17 protein-coding genes and 2 other annotated features are annotated in these 18,343 nt (G+C 43.9%); of the genes, 16 read left to right on the top strand and 1 reads right to left on the bottom strand.

The features are described 5' to 3' along the window. Position 1: 1 nt before the first annotated feature. From hemL to cotN, 3 genes are all read left to right on the top strand, one after another. Positions 2-1,294: a glutamate-1-semialdehyde 2,1-aminomutase gene (gene hemL / locus MKY50_RS14300; RefSeq protein WP_341116862.1), complete on the top strand. Its 1,293-nt coding sequence runs from the start codon at positions 2-4 to the stop codon at positions 1,292-1,294. 130 nt (positions 1,295-1,424) lie between these two features. Beyond that, entirely contained in the window at positions 1,425-3,152 is a 1,728-nt protein-coding gene (gene spoVID, locus MKY50_RS14295) for a spore coat morphogenetic protein SpoVID (RefSeq protein WP_341116861.1), read from the top strand. A gap of 32 nt (positions 3,153-3,184) precedes the next feature. Then, entirely contained in the window at positions 3,185-4,210 is a 1,026-nt protein-coding gene (cotN, locus tag MKY50_RS14290; protein WP_021480244.1) for a spore coat protein CotN, read from the top strand. 18 nt (positions 4,211-4,228) lie between these two features. On the opposite strand, the gene MKY50_RS14285 is transcribed toward cotN, so the two are convergent. After that, positions 4,229-4,420, bottom strand: coding sequence for a hypothetical protein (locus tag MKY50_RS14285; protein ID WP_003222590.1), 192 nt, complete (start codon positions 4,418-4,420; stop codon positions 4,229-4,231). Between the two features lie 165 nt (positions 4,421-4,585). After that, positions 4,586-4,808 (top strand) — a binding site (T-box leader). Between the two features lie 59 nt (positions 4,809-4,867). Between MKY50_RS14285 and valS the strand changes: the two genes are divergently transcribed. The 13 genes from valS (at position 4,868) to spoIVFB (ending at position 18,199) form a co-directional block, all read left to right on the top strand. Beyond that, positions 4,868-7,510 carry a valine--tRNA ligase gene (gene valS, locus MKY50_RS14280; RefSeq protein ID WP_341116859.1) on the top strand — a complete coding sequence of 881 codons (2,643 nt, stop codon included), beginning with the start codon at positions 4,868-4,870 and terminating at the stop codon, positions 7,508-7,510. Positions 7,511-7,569: 59 nt separating this feature from the next. After that, positions 7,570-8,862 (top strand): bifunctional folylpolyglutamate synthase/dihydrofolate synthase, encoded by a 1,293-nt coding sequence (locus MKY50_RS14275; protein WP_163189548.1) that lies wholly within the window; start codon positions 7,570-7,572, stop codon positions 8,860-8,862. A gap of 139 nt (positions 8,863-9,001) precedes the next feature. Continuing rightward, complete coding sequence (locus MKY50_RS14270) at positions 9,002-9,748, top strand: prepilin peptidase (protein ID WP_247470622.1); 747 nt, start codon at positions 9,002-9,004, stop codon at positions 9,746-9,748. Positions 9,749-9,881: 133 nt separating this feature from the next. Beyond that, positions 9,882-10,880 carry a stage II sporulation protein SpoIIB gene (gene spoIIB / locus MKY50_RS14265; protein ID WP_341116858.1) on the top strand — a complete coding sequence of 333 codons (999 nt, stop codon included), beginning with the start codon at positions 9,882-9,884 and terminating at the stop codon, positions 10,878-10,880. A 151-nt stretch (positions 10,881-11,031) separates the two neighbouring features. Further along, positions 11,032-11,601: a Maf family nucleotide pyrophosphatase gene (locus MKY50_RS14260; RefSeq protein WP_004398496.1), complete on the top strand. Its 570-nt coding sequence runs from the start codon at positions 11,032-11,034 to the stop codon at positions 11,599-11,601. 36 nt (positions 11,602-11,637) lie between these two features. Further along, the gene (gene radC, locus MKY50_RS14255; RefSeq protein ID WP_021480240.1) at positions 11,638-12,333 is read left to right on the top strand and encodes a RadC family protein; all 696 of its coding nucleotides are present in this window, start codon (positions 11,638-11,640) and stop codon (positions 12,331-12,333) included. Between the two features lie 91 nt (positions 12,334-12,424). Next, positions 12,425-13,438, top strand: coding sequence for a cell shape-determining protein MreB (mreB, locus tag MKY50_RS14250; protein ID WP_003229650.1), 1,014 nt, complete (start codon positions 12,425-12,427; stop codon positions 13,436-13,438). Positions 13,439-13,468: 30 nt separating this feature from the next. Next, entirely contained in the window at positions 13,469-14,341 is an 873-nt protein-coding gene (gene mreC / locus MKY50_RS14245) for a rod shape-determining protein MreC (RefSeq protein WP_003222609.1), read from the top strand. Continuing rightward, positions 14,338-14,856, top strand: coding sequence for a rod shape-determining protein MreD (gene mreD, locus MKY50_RS14240; RefSeq protein ID WP_004398811.1), 519 nt, complete (start codon positions 14,338-14,340; stop codon positions 14,854-14,856). Before mreC ends, mreD begins: the two co-directional genes overlap by 4 nt. A 52-nt stretch (positions 14,857-14,908) precedes the next feature. Next, positions 14,909-15,589 carry a septum site-determining protein MinC gene (minC, locus tag MKY50_RS14235; RefSeq protein ID WP_029318187.1) on the top strand — a complete coding sequence of 227 codons (681 nt, stop codon included), beginning with the start codon at positions 14,909-14,911 and terminating at the stop codon, positions 15,587-15,589. Position 15,590: 1 nt separating this feature from the next. After that, complete coding sequence (gene minD / locus MKY50_RS14230) at positions 15,591-16,397, top strand: septum site-determining protein MinD (protein WP_014664846.1); 807 nt, start codon at positions 15,591-15,593, stop codon at positions 16,395-16,397. Between the two features lie 148 nt (positions 16,398-16,545). Continuing rightward, positions 16,546-17,340: a stage IV sporulation protein SpoIVFA gene (gene spoIVFA, locus MKY50_RS14225; RefSeq protein WP_004398684.1), complete on the top strand. Its 795-nt coding sequence runs from the start codon at positions 16,546-16,548 to the stop codon at positions 17,338-17,340. After that, the gene (gene spoIVFB, locus MKY50_RS14220) at positions 17,333-18,199 is read left to right on the top strand and encodes a stage IV sporulation intramembrane metalloprotease SpoIVFB (protein ID WP_004398649.1); all 867 of its coding nucleotides are present in this window, start codon (positions 17,333-17,335) and stop codon (positions 18,197-18,199) included. The genes spoIVFA and spoIVFB overlap by 8 nt, the downstream gene beginning before the upstream one ends. A 57-nt stretch (positions 18,200-18,256) precedes the next feature. Continuing rightward, positions 18,257-18,332 (top strand) — a sequence feature (ribosomal protein L21 leader region). Positions 18,333-18,343: the final 11 nt, after the last annotated feature.

The raw sequence follows: 18,343 nt of genomic DNA, 5'->3' as shown, positions 1-18,343 counted from the left end.
GATGAGAAGCTATGAAAAATCAAAAACGGCTTTTAAAGAAGCGCAAAAACTCATGCCAGGCGGTGTGAACAGTCCCGTTCGCGCATTTAAATCGGTAGACATGGACCCGATTTTTATGGAGCGCGGAAAAGGCTCGAAAATCTTTGATATTGACGGGAATGAATATATTGACTACGTCTTGTCATGGGGGCCTTTAATTTTAGGGCATACAAATGACCGCGTCGTAGAAAGCCTCAAAAAAGTGGCTGAATACGGGACAAGCTTCGGTGCTCCGACTGAAGTAGAAAATGAACTGGCTAAGCTCGTCATTGATCGTGTGCCATCTGTAGAAATTGTACGAATGGTAAGCTCCGGAACAGAGGCTACAATGAGTTCCCTCCGTTTGGCAAGGGGCTATACAGGCCGCAACAAGATTTTGAAATTTGAGGGCTGCTACCACGGACACGGCGATTCTCTCTTGATTAAAGCTGGTTCAGGTGTTGCCACTCTCGGTCTGCCTGACAGCCCGGGGGTGCCTGAAGGCATTGCGAAAAACACCATCACCGTTCCGTACAATGATTTAGAAAGTGTAAAGCTTGCTTTCCAGCAATTCGGTGAAGACATTGCGGGAGTCATTGTAGAGCCAGTTGCCGGAAATATGGGTGTTGTTCCGCCGCAAGAAGGCTTCCTGCAGGGTCTGCGTGATATCACTGAGCAGTACGGCTCCCTGCTGATTTTTGATGAAGTGATGACAGGCTTCCGGGTTGATTATAACTGCGCTCAAGGTTACTTCGGCGTAACGCCTGATCTGACTTGTTTAGGAAAAGTAATCGGGGGCGGACTTCCTGTCGGCGCTTATGGCGGAAAGGCAGAAATCATGGAGCAGATCGCTCCAAGCGGTCCGATCTATCAAGCTGGTACATTGTCAGGCAACCCGCTTGCGATGACGGCTGGGTTAGAGACATTGAAACAGCTGACACCTGATTCCTACAAGAATTTCATCAAAAAAGGCGACAGACTGGAAGAAGGAATTTCAAAAGCCGCCGAGGTTCATGGCATTCCGCATACCTTTAACCGTGCAGGTTCGATGATCGGTTTCTTCTTTACAAACGAACCAGTCATTAATTATGAAACAGCGAAATCATCTGATTTGAAGCTGTTCGCAAGCTATTATAAAGGGATGGCAAATGAAGGGGTATTCCTTCCGCCATCACAATTCGAAGGTCTTTTCCTCTCAACGGCCCATACTGATGAAGATATTGAAAACACAATCCAGGCAGCTGAGAAAGTATTTGCTGAGATCAGCCGCAGATAAGAGTGAAAACCGGTATCAAGGACTCCTTGTGCCGGTTTTTTCGTGCTCTCCCACTCATATTTTCTCCAGTTCATACATACACCTTTAGTGACATCTAATTTTAAGGATTAGATGAAAGGAGGATATGAACTTGCCGCAAAATCATCGATTGCAATTTTCTGTAGAAGAATCGATCTGTTTCCAAAAAGGACAGGAAGTTTCTGAACTGCTTTCTATTTCATTAGATCCTGATATTAGGGTTCAGGAAGTAAATGATTATGTATCAATCATAGGATCGCTTGAACTTACAGGTGAGTACAACATAGATCAAAACAAACATACCGAAGAGATTTATACAGATAAGCGGTTTGTTGAACAAGTCAGAAAGAGAGAGGATGGAAGTGCGGAACTGACTCACTGTTTTCCTGTGGATATTACCATTCCGAAAAATAAAGTGAGCCATTTACAGGATGTCTTCGTCTTTATTGACGCATTTGACTATCAATTGACGGATTCGCGCATTTTAACAATTCAAGCTGATTTAGCGATTGAAGGGCTTTTGGATGATACGCAAGACAAAGAGCCGGAGATACCTTTATATGAAGCTCCTGCGGCATTCAGGGAGGAAGAGCTTTCAGAGCCGCCGGCACATAGTGTAGTAGAAGAACCGGGTGCATCATCGGCAGAGGAAGCAGTTCTTCAGCATGAACCGCCAGCCGAACCGCCAGAACTTTTTATCTCGAAAGCGGGGCTCCGTGAAGAACTGGAGACAGAAAAAGCAGAATCTGAGCCGCCTGAATCGGTTGCTTCAGAACCAGAGGCCAGAGAAGATGTGAAAGAGGAAGAAGAGTCAGAAGAGCTTGCTGTGCCGGAAAAGGAGGTTCGTGCTGAATCGGAAACAGAAGAATCTGAGCCAGAACCTGATCCTTCAGAAATAGAGATTCAAGAGATCGTTAAAGCAAAAAAAGAAACGGCAGAGCCGGCAGCTGCAATAGCGGATGTTCGTGAAGAAGCAGACTCTCCAGCGGAGACTGAGCTTCGTGAACACGTTGGAGCAGAAGAATCGCCTGCTTTGGAAGCTGAGCTTCATTCAGAGACTGTGATTGCAGAGGAAAAAGCGGAAACAACAGTGTCTCCTAATCATGAATATGCGCTGCGCCAAGAGGCTCAAAATGAAGAAGCAGCTCAATCGGATCAGGCTGATCCTGCGCTTTGCCAAGAAGAGGCGGAACCGGATGAAGCTTTGGAGAGTGTATCAGAGGCCGCTCTCTCCATAGAAGATAGCAGAGAAACAGCTTCAGCTGTATATATGGAGAATGACAATGCCGATTTACATTTCCATTTCAATCAAAAAACAAGCTCGGAGGAGGCATCTCAAGAAGAATTGCCTGAACCGGCATACCGTACCTTCCTGCCTGAACAAGAAGAGGAGGATTCTTTTTATTCAGCGCCTAAGCTGCTGGAGGAGGAAGAACAAGAGGAAGAGAGCTTCGAAATTGAAGTGAGAAAAACACCATCAGCTGAAGAGCCTAAGGAAGAAACACCTTTTCAATCCTTCCAGCTGCCTGAATCTTCTGAGACTGAAAGGAAGGAAACGGATGCTGTTCCTAGGGTTGCTCCTGCTGCTGAAACGAAGGAACCTCAAACAAAGGAAAGTGATAATTCTCTTTATTTAACAAAACTCTTTACAAAAGAAGCGGATGAGTTTTCGAGAATGAAAATTTGTATTGTGCAGCAGGAAGATACGATCGAGCGTTTATGCGAACGGTATGAAATTACATCCCAGCAGCTGATCAGGATGAATTCTTTAGCCTTGGATGATGAATTAAAAGCAGGACAGATTCTCTATATTCCTCAATATAAAAATAGCCATGCGTAAACCGTAAGTGATCGGAAAATGTGGTGAATGAAATGGAAGATACCCAATCGGTTCTTCAGGAATACGGACTGACTGCTCGATTTATTGAGCCTGTCAGTCCTCTTGTTTGGAAAGTGTATACAGACTACGGCATATTTGCCCTGAAAAAATTGAAAGAAGGTCGCGGCAAGCATTTTACAGATCATATGGTGGCGATTGAGGAAAAAGGCTTTCGTTCATTCGTTCCCGTTTACAGAACAAATAGCGGTGAGTTTTTCTCAGCAGGCATACAATACGGAGATACCTACTATTTAATGCCTTGGCTCCAATTTGACCAAGAGGAAGAACGGGATCAGAAACATGCTTATTTATTTAGAGAAACAGCCCGTCTTCACGAGAGAACCGCGCAGGAACTAAAGGTTAGACGTGATGAGATTGAACGTTATTACGGGCAAACGAAAAAAAAGTGGGAACAAGATAAAATTTTCTATGAGCAGTTTGTGGATAGAGCGGAGAAGGAGTGGTACCTTTCTCCTTTTGAACTCCAGGCCATAACCTATTTTTCAGAAACCATTTCCGCGGTGAATTTTGCGCTGGAACGGTTGGAGGACTGGTATGAGTCTGCAAAGGAAAAGGACGTTTCAAGGGTTGTAATGAACCACGGCAGCCTGTCTATACACCATTTTCTGTATAATGATGCCGGGACCGGATATTTTACAAACTTCGAAAGAGCATCTGTCGGTCCGCCGCAAAACGACCTGCTCGGCTTTTATACAAAAATGTTCAGAGGCTTTCCGAAAGCTTGTCCGGAATGCGTCGAATGGTTTTATGGATATACGAAATCATTCCCTTTGCGTGAAGCGGAAGTCAGCCTTTTTCTCAGCTATATGGCATATCCGGCAGCCATGTACAAGGTGCTGAACGGTTATCAAACTGGGAAAAGACAGCATGAAAAAGAGGAATGTACACAATTATTAAAGGCTTATTGGCAAATGAAAAATATAGAGCCGTTTGTGATGAAAATCCATCAGATTGAACAAGAGAAAAAATTTCAGGCTGAAAACGAGTCCACGTCTTAATGGCGCGGACTTGTTTGTTTATATCCATTCTAAATGAAGGGCGCAAGCTAAAAAGATTAGGATTGCGAGCAGCAAAACATCAAAGGTTGTCGGAAAGAAAATGGTTCTGATTCCTTGAAAAATCGTAATGGGAATAATCACTTGTGCGGATACAAGCCGAATTTGCCTTACCCATGGCGGCAGCGAATAAGAGCTGAAACGTTTCTTCACGGTGCATCCTCCTCTACGCATTTACAAGCATCATATGTAAACTTGGGCAATAGGTGCCTGCCCATCTGTATAGAAAGCGGTGTTTTTGGAAAAGATGATTGACGAATCAAAAACACTTTTACTATAATAAAGAACATAAATAATGTATACAATGAGCTGATAAATACACCTGCTTAGAACGGGAAGAGTACAAAAAAGGCGCATGCAGAGAGAGAAGCCGTTTGCTGAAAGGCTTCTTATGTTGTCTGATTGGAAGGTCGCCCGGGAGCATAATTTCTTGAAAGAAGAGTAGAGAAATTCGGGAAACACCCGTTATCCGTTATAAGTGCATGAACTGATAGAGTTCATGAAAAAAGGTGGTACCGCGAAAGAGCTTTTCGTCCTTTTACAGGGATGAAGAGCTCTTTTTTCGTTCTCAGCCATTTTTAAACATGCTGGAGGGTTATGATGGAAACGAATGAACAAACAATGCCGACGAAATATGATCCGGCAGCGGTTGAAAAAGACCGATATGATTTTTGGCTAAAAGGCAAATTTTTTGAAGCGGGCAGTGACCAGACAAAAGAGCCATACTCTGTTGTCATCCCGCCGCCAAACGTAACAGGAAGACTTCACCTTGGCCACGCATGGGACACAACGCTGCAAGACATTGTAACAAGAATGAAACGCATGCAGGGCTATGATGTGCTGTGGCTTCCTGGCATGGACCACGCCGGCATCGCGACACAGGCTAAAGTAGAGGCGAAACTTCGTGAAGAAGGCAAATCCCGCTACGATTTAGGCCGTGAAAAATTCCTCGAAGAAACGTGGAAGTGGAAGGAAGAATATGCTGACTTTATTCGCAGCCAGTGGGCGAAATTAGGTCTTGGCCTAGATTATTCCCGTGAACGTTTTACGCTGGATGAAGGCTTGAGCAAAGCGGTAAGGGAAGTATTCGTTAAGCTTTATGAAAAAGGCCTGATCTACAGAGGCGAATATATTATTAACTGGGACCCAGCGACAAAAACAGCCCTATCCGACATTGAGGTGATTTACAAGGATGTTCAAGGCGCATTCTATCATATGAGCTATCCGCTTGCTGACGGTTCAGGTTCAATTGAAATTGCGACGACACGTCCTGAAACAATGCTCGGTGATACAGCTGTTGCCGTTCACCCTGAAGACGAGCGCTATAAACACCTTATCGGAAAAACGGTGATTCTGCCGATTGTAAATCGTGAAATTCCGATTGTCGGTGATGACTATGTTGATATGGAATTTGGTTCAGGTGCCGTGAAAATTACACCTGCTCATGATCCGAACGACTTCGAGCTTGGCAACCGCCACAATTTAGAACGCATCCTTGTCATGAATGAAGATGGCACGATGAATGAAAATGCGCTCCAATATCAAGGTATGGATCGTTTTGAATGCCGCAAAAAGCTCGTGAAAGATTTACAGGAGGCGGGAGTTCTCTTCAAGATCGAGGATCATATGCACTCTGTCGGCCATAGTGAACGAAGCGGAGCTGTTGTGGAGCCTTATCTTTCTACACAATGGTTTGTGCGCATGCAGCCGCTTGCTGATGCAGCGATTGAGCTGCAAAAGAAAGAAGAAAAGGTCAACTTTGTGCCTGACCGTTTCGAAAAAACGTATTTACACTGGATGGAAAATATCCGCGACTGGTGTATCTCCCGTCAATTGTGGTGGGGCCATCGTATTCCTGCCTGGTATCATAAAGAAACAGGCGAGCTATATGTCGGGCTTGAAGCGCCGGAAGACAGCGAAAATTGGGAACAGGATACAGACGTACTGGATACATGGTTCAGTTCTGCGCTATGGCCTTTCTCCACAATGGGCTGGCCTGATGTAACGGCTGAAGACTTTAAACGCTACTATCCGACAGATGTTCTCGTGACAGGGTACGATATCATTTTCTTCTGGGTATCACGCATGATTTTCCAAGGCATTGAATTTACAGGCGAGCGCCCGTTCAAAGATGTTTTAATCCACGGCTTAATCCGTGACGAGCAAGGCCGGAAAATGAGTAAATCTCTTGGCAACGGTGTCGACCCGATGGATGTGATTGACAAGTACGGAGCCGATTCTCTGCGTTATTTCCTTGCGACTGGAAGCTCTCCTGGCCAGGATCTGCGCTTCAGCTATGAAAAAGTGGAATCGACCTGGAATTTTGCCAATAAAATTTGGAACGCCTCCCGTTTTGCATTAATGAATATGGATGGCATGACGTACGATGAGCTTGATCTGTCAGGCGAAAAGTCAGTCGCTGACAAGTGGATTTTAACGCGATTAAATGAAACGATCGAGCACGTGACCCAGCTTGCTGACCGATATGAATTTGGTGAAGTAGGACGCCATTTATATAACTTTATTTGGGATGATTTCTGTGATTGGTATATTGAAATGGCGAAGCTTCCGCTTTATGGAGAAGACGAAGCGGCTAAGAAAACTACCCGTTCCATCCTTGCTTACGTACTTGATCAAACGATGCGTCTGCTCCATCCGTTTATGCCATTCTTAACGGAGGAAATTTGGCAGCACCTTCCTCACCAAGGGGAATCGATTACAGTAAGTCAATGGCCTGTAGTAGTGCCGGAGCATACCGATACTGAAGCGGCAGCTGACATGAAGCTTCTTGTTGAGCTGATCCGTTCTGTGCGCAATATCCGCAGTGAAGTCAATACGCCAATGAGCAAGCAGGTTGAACTGTACATTAAAACAAGCACAGACGAAATAGCAGCCCGCCTCGAAGCGAACCGTTCATATGTTGAACGCTTTACGAATCCGAGTGTGCTTAAAATCGGCACCGATATTGAGACTGTTGATAAGGCGATGACGGCCGTTGTCTCAGGAGCAGAGGTTATTCTTCCGCTTGAAGGCTTAATCAATATTGATGAAGAAATTGCCCGTCTGCAAAAAGAATTTGATAAACTGACAAAAGAAGTTGAGCGTGTCCAAAAGAAACTTGGAAATGAAGGATTTATGAAAAAAGCGCCTGCACACGTAATTGATGAAGAACGTGAAAAAGAAAAAGATTATGTGGCGAAGCGTGACGCTGTTCAAAAACGAATGGCTGAGCTGAAGGGTTAATGAAAAGCCGGGGCGGTTTCTAGAGAAACCGCCTTGTCTTATAAAAGAGGGGATTATCATTGTTTACTGCATATCAAGATGCGCGCAGCTGGATTCACGGGAGGCTAAAATTCGGGGTGAAGCCCGGACTTGGCCGAATGAAACAGCTGATGGCGCGGTTAGGACATCCTGAAAAAAAAATCCGAGCGTTCCACGTCGCAGGAACAAACGGTAAAGGATCAACTGTCGCTTTTATCCGTTCTATGCTGCAGGAAGCCGGATATACGGTTGGAACATTTACATCGCCTTATATTATTACGTTTAATGAACGGATCAGCGTAAACGGGATACCGATTTCAGATGAGGAATGGACAGCACTCGTCAATCAAATGAAACCGCACGTTGAAGCCCTTGATCAAACGGAATACGGACAGCCGACAGAATTTGAAATTATGACGGCTTGTGCGTTTTTATATTTTGCAGAGTTTCATAAGGTCGATTTTGTTATTTTTGAAACAGGTCTGGGCGGTAGATTCGATTCTACTAATGTGGTTGAACCGCTCTTAACTGTGATTACAAGCATCGGACACGATCATATGAACATTTTGGGAAACACCATTGAAGAAATTGCAGGAGAAAAGGCCGGTATTATTAAAGAAGGTATTCCAATCGTTACAGCAGTTACCCAGCCGGAAGCTTTACAGGTCATCCGCCATGAAGCCGAACGGCATGCTGCGCCGTTCCAGTCATTGCATGATGCATGTGTTATTTTCAATGAAGAGGCTCTGCCTGCAGGAGAACAGTTTTCATTCAAAACGGAAGAGAAATGCTATGAAGATATTCGGACATCTCTGATTGGCACCCATCAAAGACAAAATGCTGCTTTGTCCATTTTGGCTGCGGAGTGGCTCAATAAGGAGAATATCGCCCATATCAGTGACGAAGCGTTAAGGAGCGGGCTTGTGAAGGCTGCTTGGCCGGGACGGTTAGAGCTTGTTCAGGAGCATCCTCCGGTATATTTAGACGGTGCGCATAACGAAGAAGGTGTTGAAAAGCTGGCAGAAACGATGAAGCAGCGTTTCGCCAATTCACGCATTTCTGTGGTGTTTAGCGCGTTAAAGGACAAACCGTATCAGAACATGATTAAAAGACTGGAAACCATTGCTCATGCGATGCATTTTGCTTCTTTTGATTTCCCGCGTGCTTCTCTTGCAAAAGATCTCTATGATGCAAGTGAAATCAGCAATAAAAGCTGGAGTGAAGATCCAGACGATGTGATCAAATTCATAGAAAGCAAAAAGGGCTCAAATGAAATTGTGCTGATTACCGGATCTCTTTACTTTATTTCTGACATTCGAAAAAGGTTGAAATAAAAGCATCCGGCTCCGGCAGAATCAAAAAAAAGATTCTGCCGTTTTTTTATGTGTAAAATTGAATATTCCCAATTGGAGCTCAGGATGTCCATTTTGCTACAATCCATACCAGAACTCAATGAGTAAAGGTGTGTTGTCTATGTTATCCATTCTTTTTATCTTCGGACTTATCCTTGGTTCTTTTTACTATACGGCCGGGTGCCGTATCCCCTTACATCTATCTATAATTGCGCCCCGTTCATCATGCCCGTTTTGCCGGCGGACATTAACTCCTGCAGAATTAATTCCCATCCTGTCATTCCTATTTCAAAAAGGTAAATGTAAAAGCTGCGGGCATAGGATTTCTTTTATGTATCCCGCAGCAGAGCTTGTGACAGCGTGTTTATTTGCCGCCGCAGGAATACGCTTTGGCACGTCGCTGGAACTGTTTCCCGCTCTGGTGTTTATCTCTCTTCTCATTATTGTTGCAGTGACAGATATTCATTTTATGCTGATTCCAAATCGTATATTGATTTTCTTTCTTCCCTTTTTGGCGGCCGCGAGATTGATTTCTCCGCTTGATTCCTGGTATGCAGGCCTGTTAGGTGCGGCAGCCGGATTTCTATTTCTGGCTGTAATTGCCGCAATCACCCATGGGGGAGTAGGGGGAGGAGATATTAAATTATTTGCGGTGATTGGCTTTGTGCTTGGTGTGAAAATGCTGGCAGCTGCCTTTTTCTTTTCTGTTTTGATAGGTGCATTATATGGAGCGGCAGCCGTTCTGACTGGTAGACTCGCTAAAAGGCAGCCGCTTCCCTTTGCCCCCGCTATAGCCGCAGGGAGCATTTTAGCCTATTTATACGGTGACTCTATCATTTCTTTTTATATCAAAATGGCATTGGGCTGACTGCTGAAAAATTTGACGAACGTTTTTTGGACAAGGCGACAAAAGTCTTGTTCTTTTTTTCTTTGCCTGTGCTAAAGTGTGTAGCATGAAAAGCCGACAAGAACGGTCAAGCAAATGAAGGGAGGAAGCGGAATTGAAAAAAAGAAAGAATAAAAAAAACAGTAAAGCCGCAGAAAAAGCCCTCAAGGTGACGATTAATGGAAAAGAAGAGACGGTTTACGAACAAGAGACGCCTGAGACAGAGGCGGATAAAAGCATGACATTTTCAAATTGGGAGGAAAAAAGACAGGCAGAACAAGAGGTTGCGGCATCCCAGGAACATCCTGATGAAGATGAATTCAATTGGGATTCAGAGGAAGACAAGGTGTTTAAAGAGGACCCAAAAGTTGTTCCTCCTTTTCAAAAGAAAAAAACAAAGTCTTATGCAAAAGGAAAGACCGGGACTGCCAAACCAGTAAAAAGAGTGGCTGCGACGATTGCCTTCGCGGCTGTCATTGGCACTGGATTAGGGCTATTCGCGTTAAACATATCGGGGAATAAAGAAGCGTCAGCACCGGCCTCTTTAGAGGATTCTCTAGGCAGCCAAACGGCAAAAGCAGGGGATACTTCAACTGATAAACAAACTTCAGGCACAGAAAAACAAGCGGCGCAAACTGAAGGTACATATAAAACATACGCTGTACAAGCCGGAAAATTTTCAAATGAAAAGGGTGCCGAAACGTTAACAGAACAATTGACCGAAAAAGGATATTCCGCCGTGTCACTGTCAAAGGATGACGGGTATACGTATGTCATCGCGGGCTTAGCCAGTGATAAGGATGTCTCACAGCAGTTAGGACAGGTTTTAATCGACAGTGATTTTGAAGCCTGGGGAGGCAAGGAGCTTTCCTTATCAATAGAGTCAGATATGACAGATTCTTTTAAGGAAACAGCGGAGCTTGCAGCAAAGGCGATTCTCGGCGAAGACATTACAAAAGCGAGTGTAGAGAAAATAGAAAAGTCTCTTGGTGAAACAAAAGCGTCAGAAACAGGAGAGAAAAAAGCGATTTTGCAGGCTTTAAAGGAATTAGAGGATCCAAGTGCTGAAGCCGGGTGGAAGGCTCAGCAGGAGCTGTTAGCCGTCGTTAAATAAGAGAAAGTGCGTGAGCCTTCGTCCTTTAGTGACAGGCTTTTTTTATTTTGTCATGAAAAAGTTATTTTTCTGAAATTGTGACAAGCCTCGTGATTTGGTAGGATAAACGAGTATCTTTTTTTCTTAAGCAAACCCTGAAAGGATGACGAACATGACAAAACCGCTAATACTTGCATCACAATCTCCGCGCAGGAAAGAACTCCTCGATCTTCTCCAGCTGCCCTACTCCATTATTGTCAGTGAAGTAGAAGAAAAATTAAATCGAAACTTTTCACCAGAAGAAAACGTCCAATGGTTGGCAAAACAAAAAGCTAAGGCTGTAGCTGATCTCCACCCGCATGCAATCGTTATCGGTGCTGATACAATGGTATGCCTTGACGGCGAATGCCTTGGCAAACCGCAGGATCAAGAAGAAGCTGCTTCTATGCTGCGGAGGCTTTCAGGCCGAAGTCACTCAGTAATAACCGCGGTCAGCATTCAAGCTGAAAATCACAGCGAGACTTTTTATGATAAGACAGAAGTTGCGTTTTGGTCCCTCAGTGAAGAAGAGATTTGGACGTATATTGAAACAAAAGAGCCGATGGATAAAGCAGGTGCATACGGCATCCAAGGAAGAGGCGCGCTTTTTGTAAAGAAAATAGACGGAGATTATTATTCAGTCATGGGTCTTCCTATATCAAAAACAATGAGAGCTCTTCGCCATTTTGATATAAGGGCATGACGGTTCTATAAACGGGAAGGGAAAGAAAAGGAGTGCTTGGTCATACAAGATCTGCCATTAAAACTCAAAGATTTCCCAATGAAAGAAAAGCCAAGAGAACGGCTCCTGAAAGTCGGAGCCGAGAACTTAGCGAATCATGAACTTTTGGCTATATTATTGCGGACAGGGACTAAACACGAATCTGTTTTGGACCTGTCAAACCGGCTGCTGCGCTCATTTGACGGGCTGCGTCTGCTCAAGGAAGCATCGGTTGAAGAGCTGTCAAGCATCCCGGGAATCGGTATGGTAAAAGCGATTCAAATACTGGCAGCAGTTGAGCTTGGAAGCCGGATTCATAAATTAGCCAACGAAGAACATTTCGTTATTCGCTCCCCGGAAGACGGCGCTAATCTTGTCATGGAGGATATGCGCTTTTTAACCCAGGAGCATTTTGTCTGTTTATACTTAAATACAAAAAATCAAGTCATCCATAAACGCACCGTATTTATCGGAAGCCTGAATTCATCTATTGTCCACCCGCGAGAGGTGTTTAAAGAAGCGTTTAAACGATCTGCCGCTTCCTTTATTTGTGTTCATAATCATCCTTCTGGAGATCCGACGCCGAGCAGGGAAGATATTGAAGTGACAAGACGGCTGTTTGAATGCGGAAACCTGATTGGCATCGAGCTGCTTGACCATTTGGTGATCGGGGATAAAAAATTTGTGAGTTTAAAGGAAAAAGGATATTTGTAACACTTTTTTTTTCGTCGAATTAAGCTATAATAGAGTTTATGAGTTTTTCCCTTTAGGGTATTTTTGCTTTAAGAAAGGAAGATACATACATATGTTTGGAATTGGTGCTAGAGACCTTGGTATAGATCTTGGAACTGCGAATACGCTTGTTTTTGTAAAAGGAAAAGGAATTGTTGTGAGAGAGCCGTCAGTTGTCGCTTTGCAGACGGATACGAAATCGATTGTCGCTGTCGGAAATGATGCGAAAAATATGATTGGACGGACACCGGGCAACGTGGTGGCTCTTCGCCCGATGAAAGACGGCGTTATCGCTGATTATGAAACAACGGCGACGATGATGAAATATTACATCAATCAAGCCATAAAAAATAAAGGCATGTTTGCCAGAAAACCATATGTAATGGTATGTGTCCCATCAGGCATTACAGCTGTTGAAGAACGCGCTGTTATCGATGCGACAAGACAGGCAGGAGCGCGTGATGCGTATCCGATTGAAGAGCCTTTTGCCGCAGCAATTGGGGCCAATCTGCCAGTTTGGGAACCGACTGGAAGCATGGTTGTTGATATCGGGGGCGGTACGACAGAAGTTGCGATTATTTCCCTCGGAGGCATCGTAACGTCTCAGTCAATCCGTGTAGCCGGTGATGAGATGGATGACGCGATTATCAACTACATCAGAAAAACGTACAATCTGATGATCGGTGACCGTACGGCTGAAGCGATTAAAATGGAAATCGGATCTGCAGAAGCTCCTGAAGAATCCGACAACATGGAAATCCGCGGACGCGATTTGCTGACAGGTCTGCCGAAAACAATTGAAATTACAGGAAAAGAGATTTCTAATGCTCTACGCGACACTGTATCTACAATTGTCGAAGCAGTGAAGAGCACACTCGAAAAAACACCGCCTGAGCTTGCAGCAGATATCATGGACAGAGGTATAGTGTTAACCGGCGGCGGAGCGCTTTTGCGCAATTTGGACAAAGTCATCAGCGAAGAAACAAAAATGCCGGTCCTTATCGCCGAAGATCCGCTTGATTGTGTAGCGATCGGAACAGGGAAAGCACTGGAGCACATCCATCTTTTCAAAGGGAAAACTAGATAATCGGGAGTTCAATAGAAGAGGTGTAACACGATGCCGAATAAGCGGTTAATGCTATTACTTCTGTGTATTATCATATTGGTGGCTATGATTGGATTTTCGCTGAAGGGCGGCCGCAATACCACCTGGCCTGAGAAAGTGATCGGCGATACGACGGGAGTATTTCAAAATATTTTTCATACGCCTGCCGAATTTTTTGCAGGAATATTTGAGAACATCAATGATTTAAAAAACACATACAAAGAAAACGAGCGTCTAAGAGAAAAACTTGACGGACAGACACAATATGAAGCCAAGCTTCAAGAGCTTGAAGAAGAAAACAAATCCTTGCGTGACGAGCTTGGCCATGTCAAATCGATTAAAGATTACAAGCCGATTTTAGCAACGGTCATCGCCAGAAGCCCTGATAATTGGGCCAAACAGGTCACCATTAACAAGGGGACTCAGCAAAACGTAGCGAAAGATATGGCCGTTACAAACGAAAAAGGCGCATTAATCGGCAAGATCAAAAGCTCCGGACTTAACAATTTTACGTCTACTGTTCAGCTTTTAAGCGATACTGACCGCAATAACAGAGTCGCGACAAAAATTTCCGGAAAAAAAGGCAGCAAAGGCTACGGCTTGATCGAAGGATATGACAAAGAGAAAAAACGTCTTAAGATGACAATTATTGAGCGTAAGGATAAACAAGACGTGAAAAAAGGCGATCTTATTGAAACATCAGGGACAGGCGGTGTTTTCCCAGAAGGGCTGACAATCGGTGAAGTGACTGATATCGAGTCAGATTCCTATGGACTGACGAAGGTTGCTTATGTAAAACCTGCGGCTGACCTTACAGATTTAAATAATGTGATCGTTGTAAACCGTGACGTGCCGACTGTCGATACAGAGGAGGAAGGATCGTGAAACGTTTCCTTCTCCCTTTCGTTATGATGCTTGTTTTTTCTGCGGAAAGCATTTTTACAGATTTGGTGCATTTTCCTTTCGTTACAGATGACCAAGTGCTCGCCCCGCGTTTTTTGATGCTTGTATTGATATTCATGTCGGCTTTTATCAACCAAAAACACGCGATGATTTACGGATTTATTTTTGGTTTTCTATATGACATGAACTATACAAGTCTATTAGGCGTTTACATGTTTGGTTTTGCAGGGCTATGCTATTTGGCTTCAAAAGCGTTTAAAGTGTTGCATACAAACGCATTTGTAGTGATATTGATAGCAGTTCTGGCTGTCTGTCTGCTCGAATTTTACGTATTCGGCATTCAGTCTTTGATTCATAAAGACATTATGACGTTTAACGGATTTGTGCTTGACCGATTTATACCGACAATTTTATTAAATATTGCAGCAGCTCTTATTCTTGTTCTGCCATTTAGATTGTTTTTTATGAGTCTAAAGAAAGAATTGAGAGATGAGTAAAAAGGATTTTATCTTTTTTTGACGAAATGAGTATGTTGTTGAGGTGAATATTGTGAAGACCAAAAAGCAGCAATATGTAACAATAAAAGGAACAAAGAATGGACTAACATTGCATCTGGATGATGCGTGTTCTTTTGATGAGCTTCTCGATGGTCTTCAGAATATGCTGTCAATTGAACAATATACCGATGGAAAAGGCCAGAAAATCAGCGTTCATGTTAAGCTGGGAAATCGCTTTTTATATAAGGAGCAAGAGGAACAGCTAACCGAATTGATTGCGTCAAAGAAAGATTTGTTTGTTCATTCTATTGACAGTGAAGTCATTACTAAAAAAGAAGCACAGCAGATAAGAGAGGAAGCCGAAATTATTTCTGTTTCAAAAATTGTCCGTTCAGGCCAAGTGCTGCAGGTAAAAGGCGACTTGCTCCTGATCGGTGACGTGAATCCCGGCGGAACAGTCAAGGCCGGAGGGAACATTTTTGTTCTGGGCTCACTGAAGGGAATCGCGCATGCCGGATTTAATGGAAATAATCAAGCGGTCATCGCCGCCTCTGAAATGCTTCCGACACAATTAAGAATCAATCATGTGTTAAATCGCTCCCCAGACCACATTCAAAAAGGGAACGAAATGGAATGTGCTTATTTAGATACAGACGGAAATATGGTCATTGAACGCCTTCAACATTTGGCTCATTTAAGACCTGATCTAACAAGGCTTGAGGGAGGAATGTGAATTGGGTGAGGCTATCGTAATAACTTCGGGAAAAGGCGGAGTAGGTAAGACAACAACATCTGCGAACCTCGGTACCGCCTTAGCCATTTTAGGGAAGCGCGTATGCTTAGTAGATACTGATATAGGACTGCGCAACCTTGATGTTGTAATGGGTCTTGAAAATAGAATTATTTACGATCTGGTAGACGTTGTAGAGGGCAGATGCAAAATGCATCAGGCGCTCGTAAAAGACAAACGTTTCGATGATCTGCTCTATTTAATGCCCGCTGCTCAAACGAGCGATAAGACAGCTGTTGCTCCTGAACAAATTAAAAACATGGTCCAAGAGCTCAAACAGGAATTTGACTATGTCATCATAGACTGTCCTGCCGGAATCGAGCAAGGGTACAAAAATGCCGTTTCCGGAGCTGATAAAGCGATTGTGGTCACTACGCCTGAAATCTCAGCTGTTCGTGATGCTGACCGTATTATAGGGCTGCTGGAGCAAGAGGAAAATGTTGAATCGCCGCGGCTCGTTGTAAACAGAATCAGAAATCACCTGATGAAAAACGGTGACACGATGGATATCGACGAAATCGTACAGCATCTGTCGATCGATTTGCTCGGAATCGTGGCTGATGATGATGAAGTCATTAAAGCTTCCAACCATGGTGAACCGATTGCGATGGACCCTAAAAACCGCGCTTCCATTGCATATCGCAATATTGCCCGCCGCATCTTAGGTGAATCTGTTCCTTTACAGGTGCTTGAAGAGCAAAACAAAGGAATGATGGCTAAGATTAAGTCATTTTTCGGAGTAAGATCTTAATGTGATAGAATCAAAGAGAAGAATCTGACAAAGCATATGCTGTGTCAGGTTTTTTTGTTTTTGCCTGCTTTGTTCTTGACTAAACCGAATATTTGCCATGGACAAGACATATGATGTACAAACCCAACGAATGCAAAGGATGATGGCAATGAGTCACAGAGCAGATGAAATCAGAAAACGATTAGAGAAAAGAAGAAAGCAGCTTTCCGGCTCAAAACGTTTCTCTACTCAGACAGTTTCTGAAAAGCAGAAACCCCCGTCCTGGGTGATGGTAACGGATCAGGAAAAGCATGGAACACTTCCGGTCTACGAAGATAACATGCCAACATTCAACGGAAAACACCCATTGGTGAAAACAGATTCAATTATCCTGAAATGTCTTCTGTCGGCCTGCCTTGTTCTCGTTTCAGCTATAGCCTATAAAACAAACATTGGACCCGTCAGTCAGATTAAACCCGCCGTAGCCAAAACCTTTGAAACTGAATTTCAATTTGCTTCAGCAAGCCATTGGTTCGAAACCAAATTCGGAAATCCGCTTGCTTTCCTGGCTCCTGAACACAAAAATAAGGAACAGCAGATTGAAGTAGGCAAAGATCTGATCGCGCCTGCATCCGGGAAAGTACAGCAGGATTTTCAGGACAATGGGGAAGGAATTAAAGTCGAAACAAGCAGTGATAAGATTGATAGCGTAAAAGAAGGCTATGTGGTTGAAGTCAGCAAAGACAGCCAAACGGGACTGACGGTTAAGGTGCAGCATGCTGACAACACCTATAGTATCTATGGCGAGCTCAAAGATGTGGATGTTGCTTTATATGATTTTGTGGATAAAGGCAAAAAGCTCGGTTCGATTAAGCTTGATGATCATAATAAAGGGGTCTATTATTTTGCCATGAAAGACGGCGATAAATTTATTGATCCGATTCAGGTGATTTCATTTGAATAAATGGCTCGACCTTATCTTAAAGATCCATGTGCATCCTTTTCTTTGGATTATTGCGGCGCTGGGCTTGCTCACAGGCCATATGAAAGCATTATTATGTCTGCTCCTGATTGTATTGATTCATGAGCTGGGGCATGCTGCTCTGGCTGTGTTTTTTTCTTGGAGAATCAAGCGTGTTTTTTTGCTGCCGTTTGGCGGAACGGTCGAAGTGGAAGAGCACGGGAATCGGCCGTTAAAGGAAGAGTTTGCGGTCATTATTGCCGGACCTCTTCAGCACATCTGGCTTCAGTTTGCCGCCTGGATGCTTGCAGAAGTCTCAGTGATTCATCAGCATACCTTTGAACTCTTCACCTTTTATAATCTTTCTATCTTATTTGTCAATTTACTGCCGATCTGGCCGCTGGATGGAGGAAAACTGTTATTTTTGTTGTTTTCCAAACAGCTGCCTTTTCAAAAGGCTCACCGGCTTAATCTAAAAACGTCGCTCTGCTTCTGCCTGCTGCTCGGGTGCTGGGTTTTATTCGTGATTCCTCTGCAAATCAGCGCATGGGTTTTGTTTGTCTTTCTGGCTGTTTCCTTGTTTGAGGAATATCGGCAAAGGCACTATATCCATGTGAGATTTCTCCTCGAAAGGTATTACGGAAAAAACAGGGAGCTTGAGAAACTTCTGCCGCTGACAGTAAAGGCGGAGGATAAAGTCTATCATGTGATGGCCGAGTTCAAACGTGGCTGTAAGCATCCGATTATTATAGAAAAATCAGGCCAAAAGCTTAGCCAGCTTGACGAGAATGAAGTGCTGCACGCTTACTTTGCCGATAAGCGGACGAATTCTTCCATGGAGGAACTGCTTCTGCCCTACTAAAACTGATTGACAAACGCCTTGTATTTTGGTATATTTTTTAATGTTATGGATGTAGCACCATTGCTACAACCGCTCAGTACAGGTGTTAAGAGCTTTTACAGCCCCCTGGTATCTGGCGAGTCTTAGTCTAATAGGAGGTGCAGA

Source organism: Bacillus sp. FSL R7-0685 (genome assembly GCF_038002425.1).
Lineage (GTDB): Bacteria > Bacillota > Bacilli > Bacillales > Bacillaceae > Bacillus > Bacillus subtilis.
Note: the sequence above shows the minus strand (reverse complement) of the source record. Positions and strands in the feature narration are given on the sequence as shown.

Coding starts and splice junctions, on each gene's coding strand:
- spoIVFA (WP_004398684.1), top strand. CDS start 16,546: ATGAGTCACAGAGCAGATGAAATCAGAAAACGATTAGAGAAAAGAAGA.
- MKY50_RS14270 (WP_247470622.1), top strand. CDS start 9,002: ATGTTATCCATTCTTTTTATCTTCGGACTTATCCTTGGTTCTTTTTAC.
- cotN (WP_021480244.1), top strand. CDS start 3,185: ATGGAAGATACCCAATCGGTTCTTCAGGAATACGGACTGACTGCTCGA.
- valS (WP_341116859.1), top strand. CDS start 4,868: ATGGAAACGAATGAACAAACAATGCCGACGAAATATGATCCGGCAGCG.
- mreB (WP_003229650.1), top strand. CDS start 12,425: ATGTTTGGAATTGGTGCTAGAGACCTTGGTATAGATCTTGGAACTGCG.
- mreC (WP_003222609.1), top strand. CDS start 13,469: ATGCCGAATAAGCGGTTAATGCTATTACTTCTGTGTATTATCATATTG.
- hemL (WP_341116862.1), top strand. CDS start 2: ATGAGAAGCTATGAAAAATCAAAAACGGCTTTTAAAGAAGCGCAAAAA.
- MKY50_RS14260 (WP_004398496.1), top strand. CDS start 11,032: ATGACAAAACCGCTAATACTTGCATCACAATCTCCGCGCAGGAAAGAA.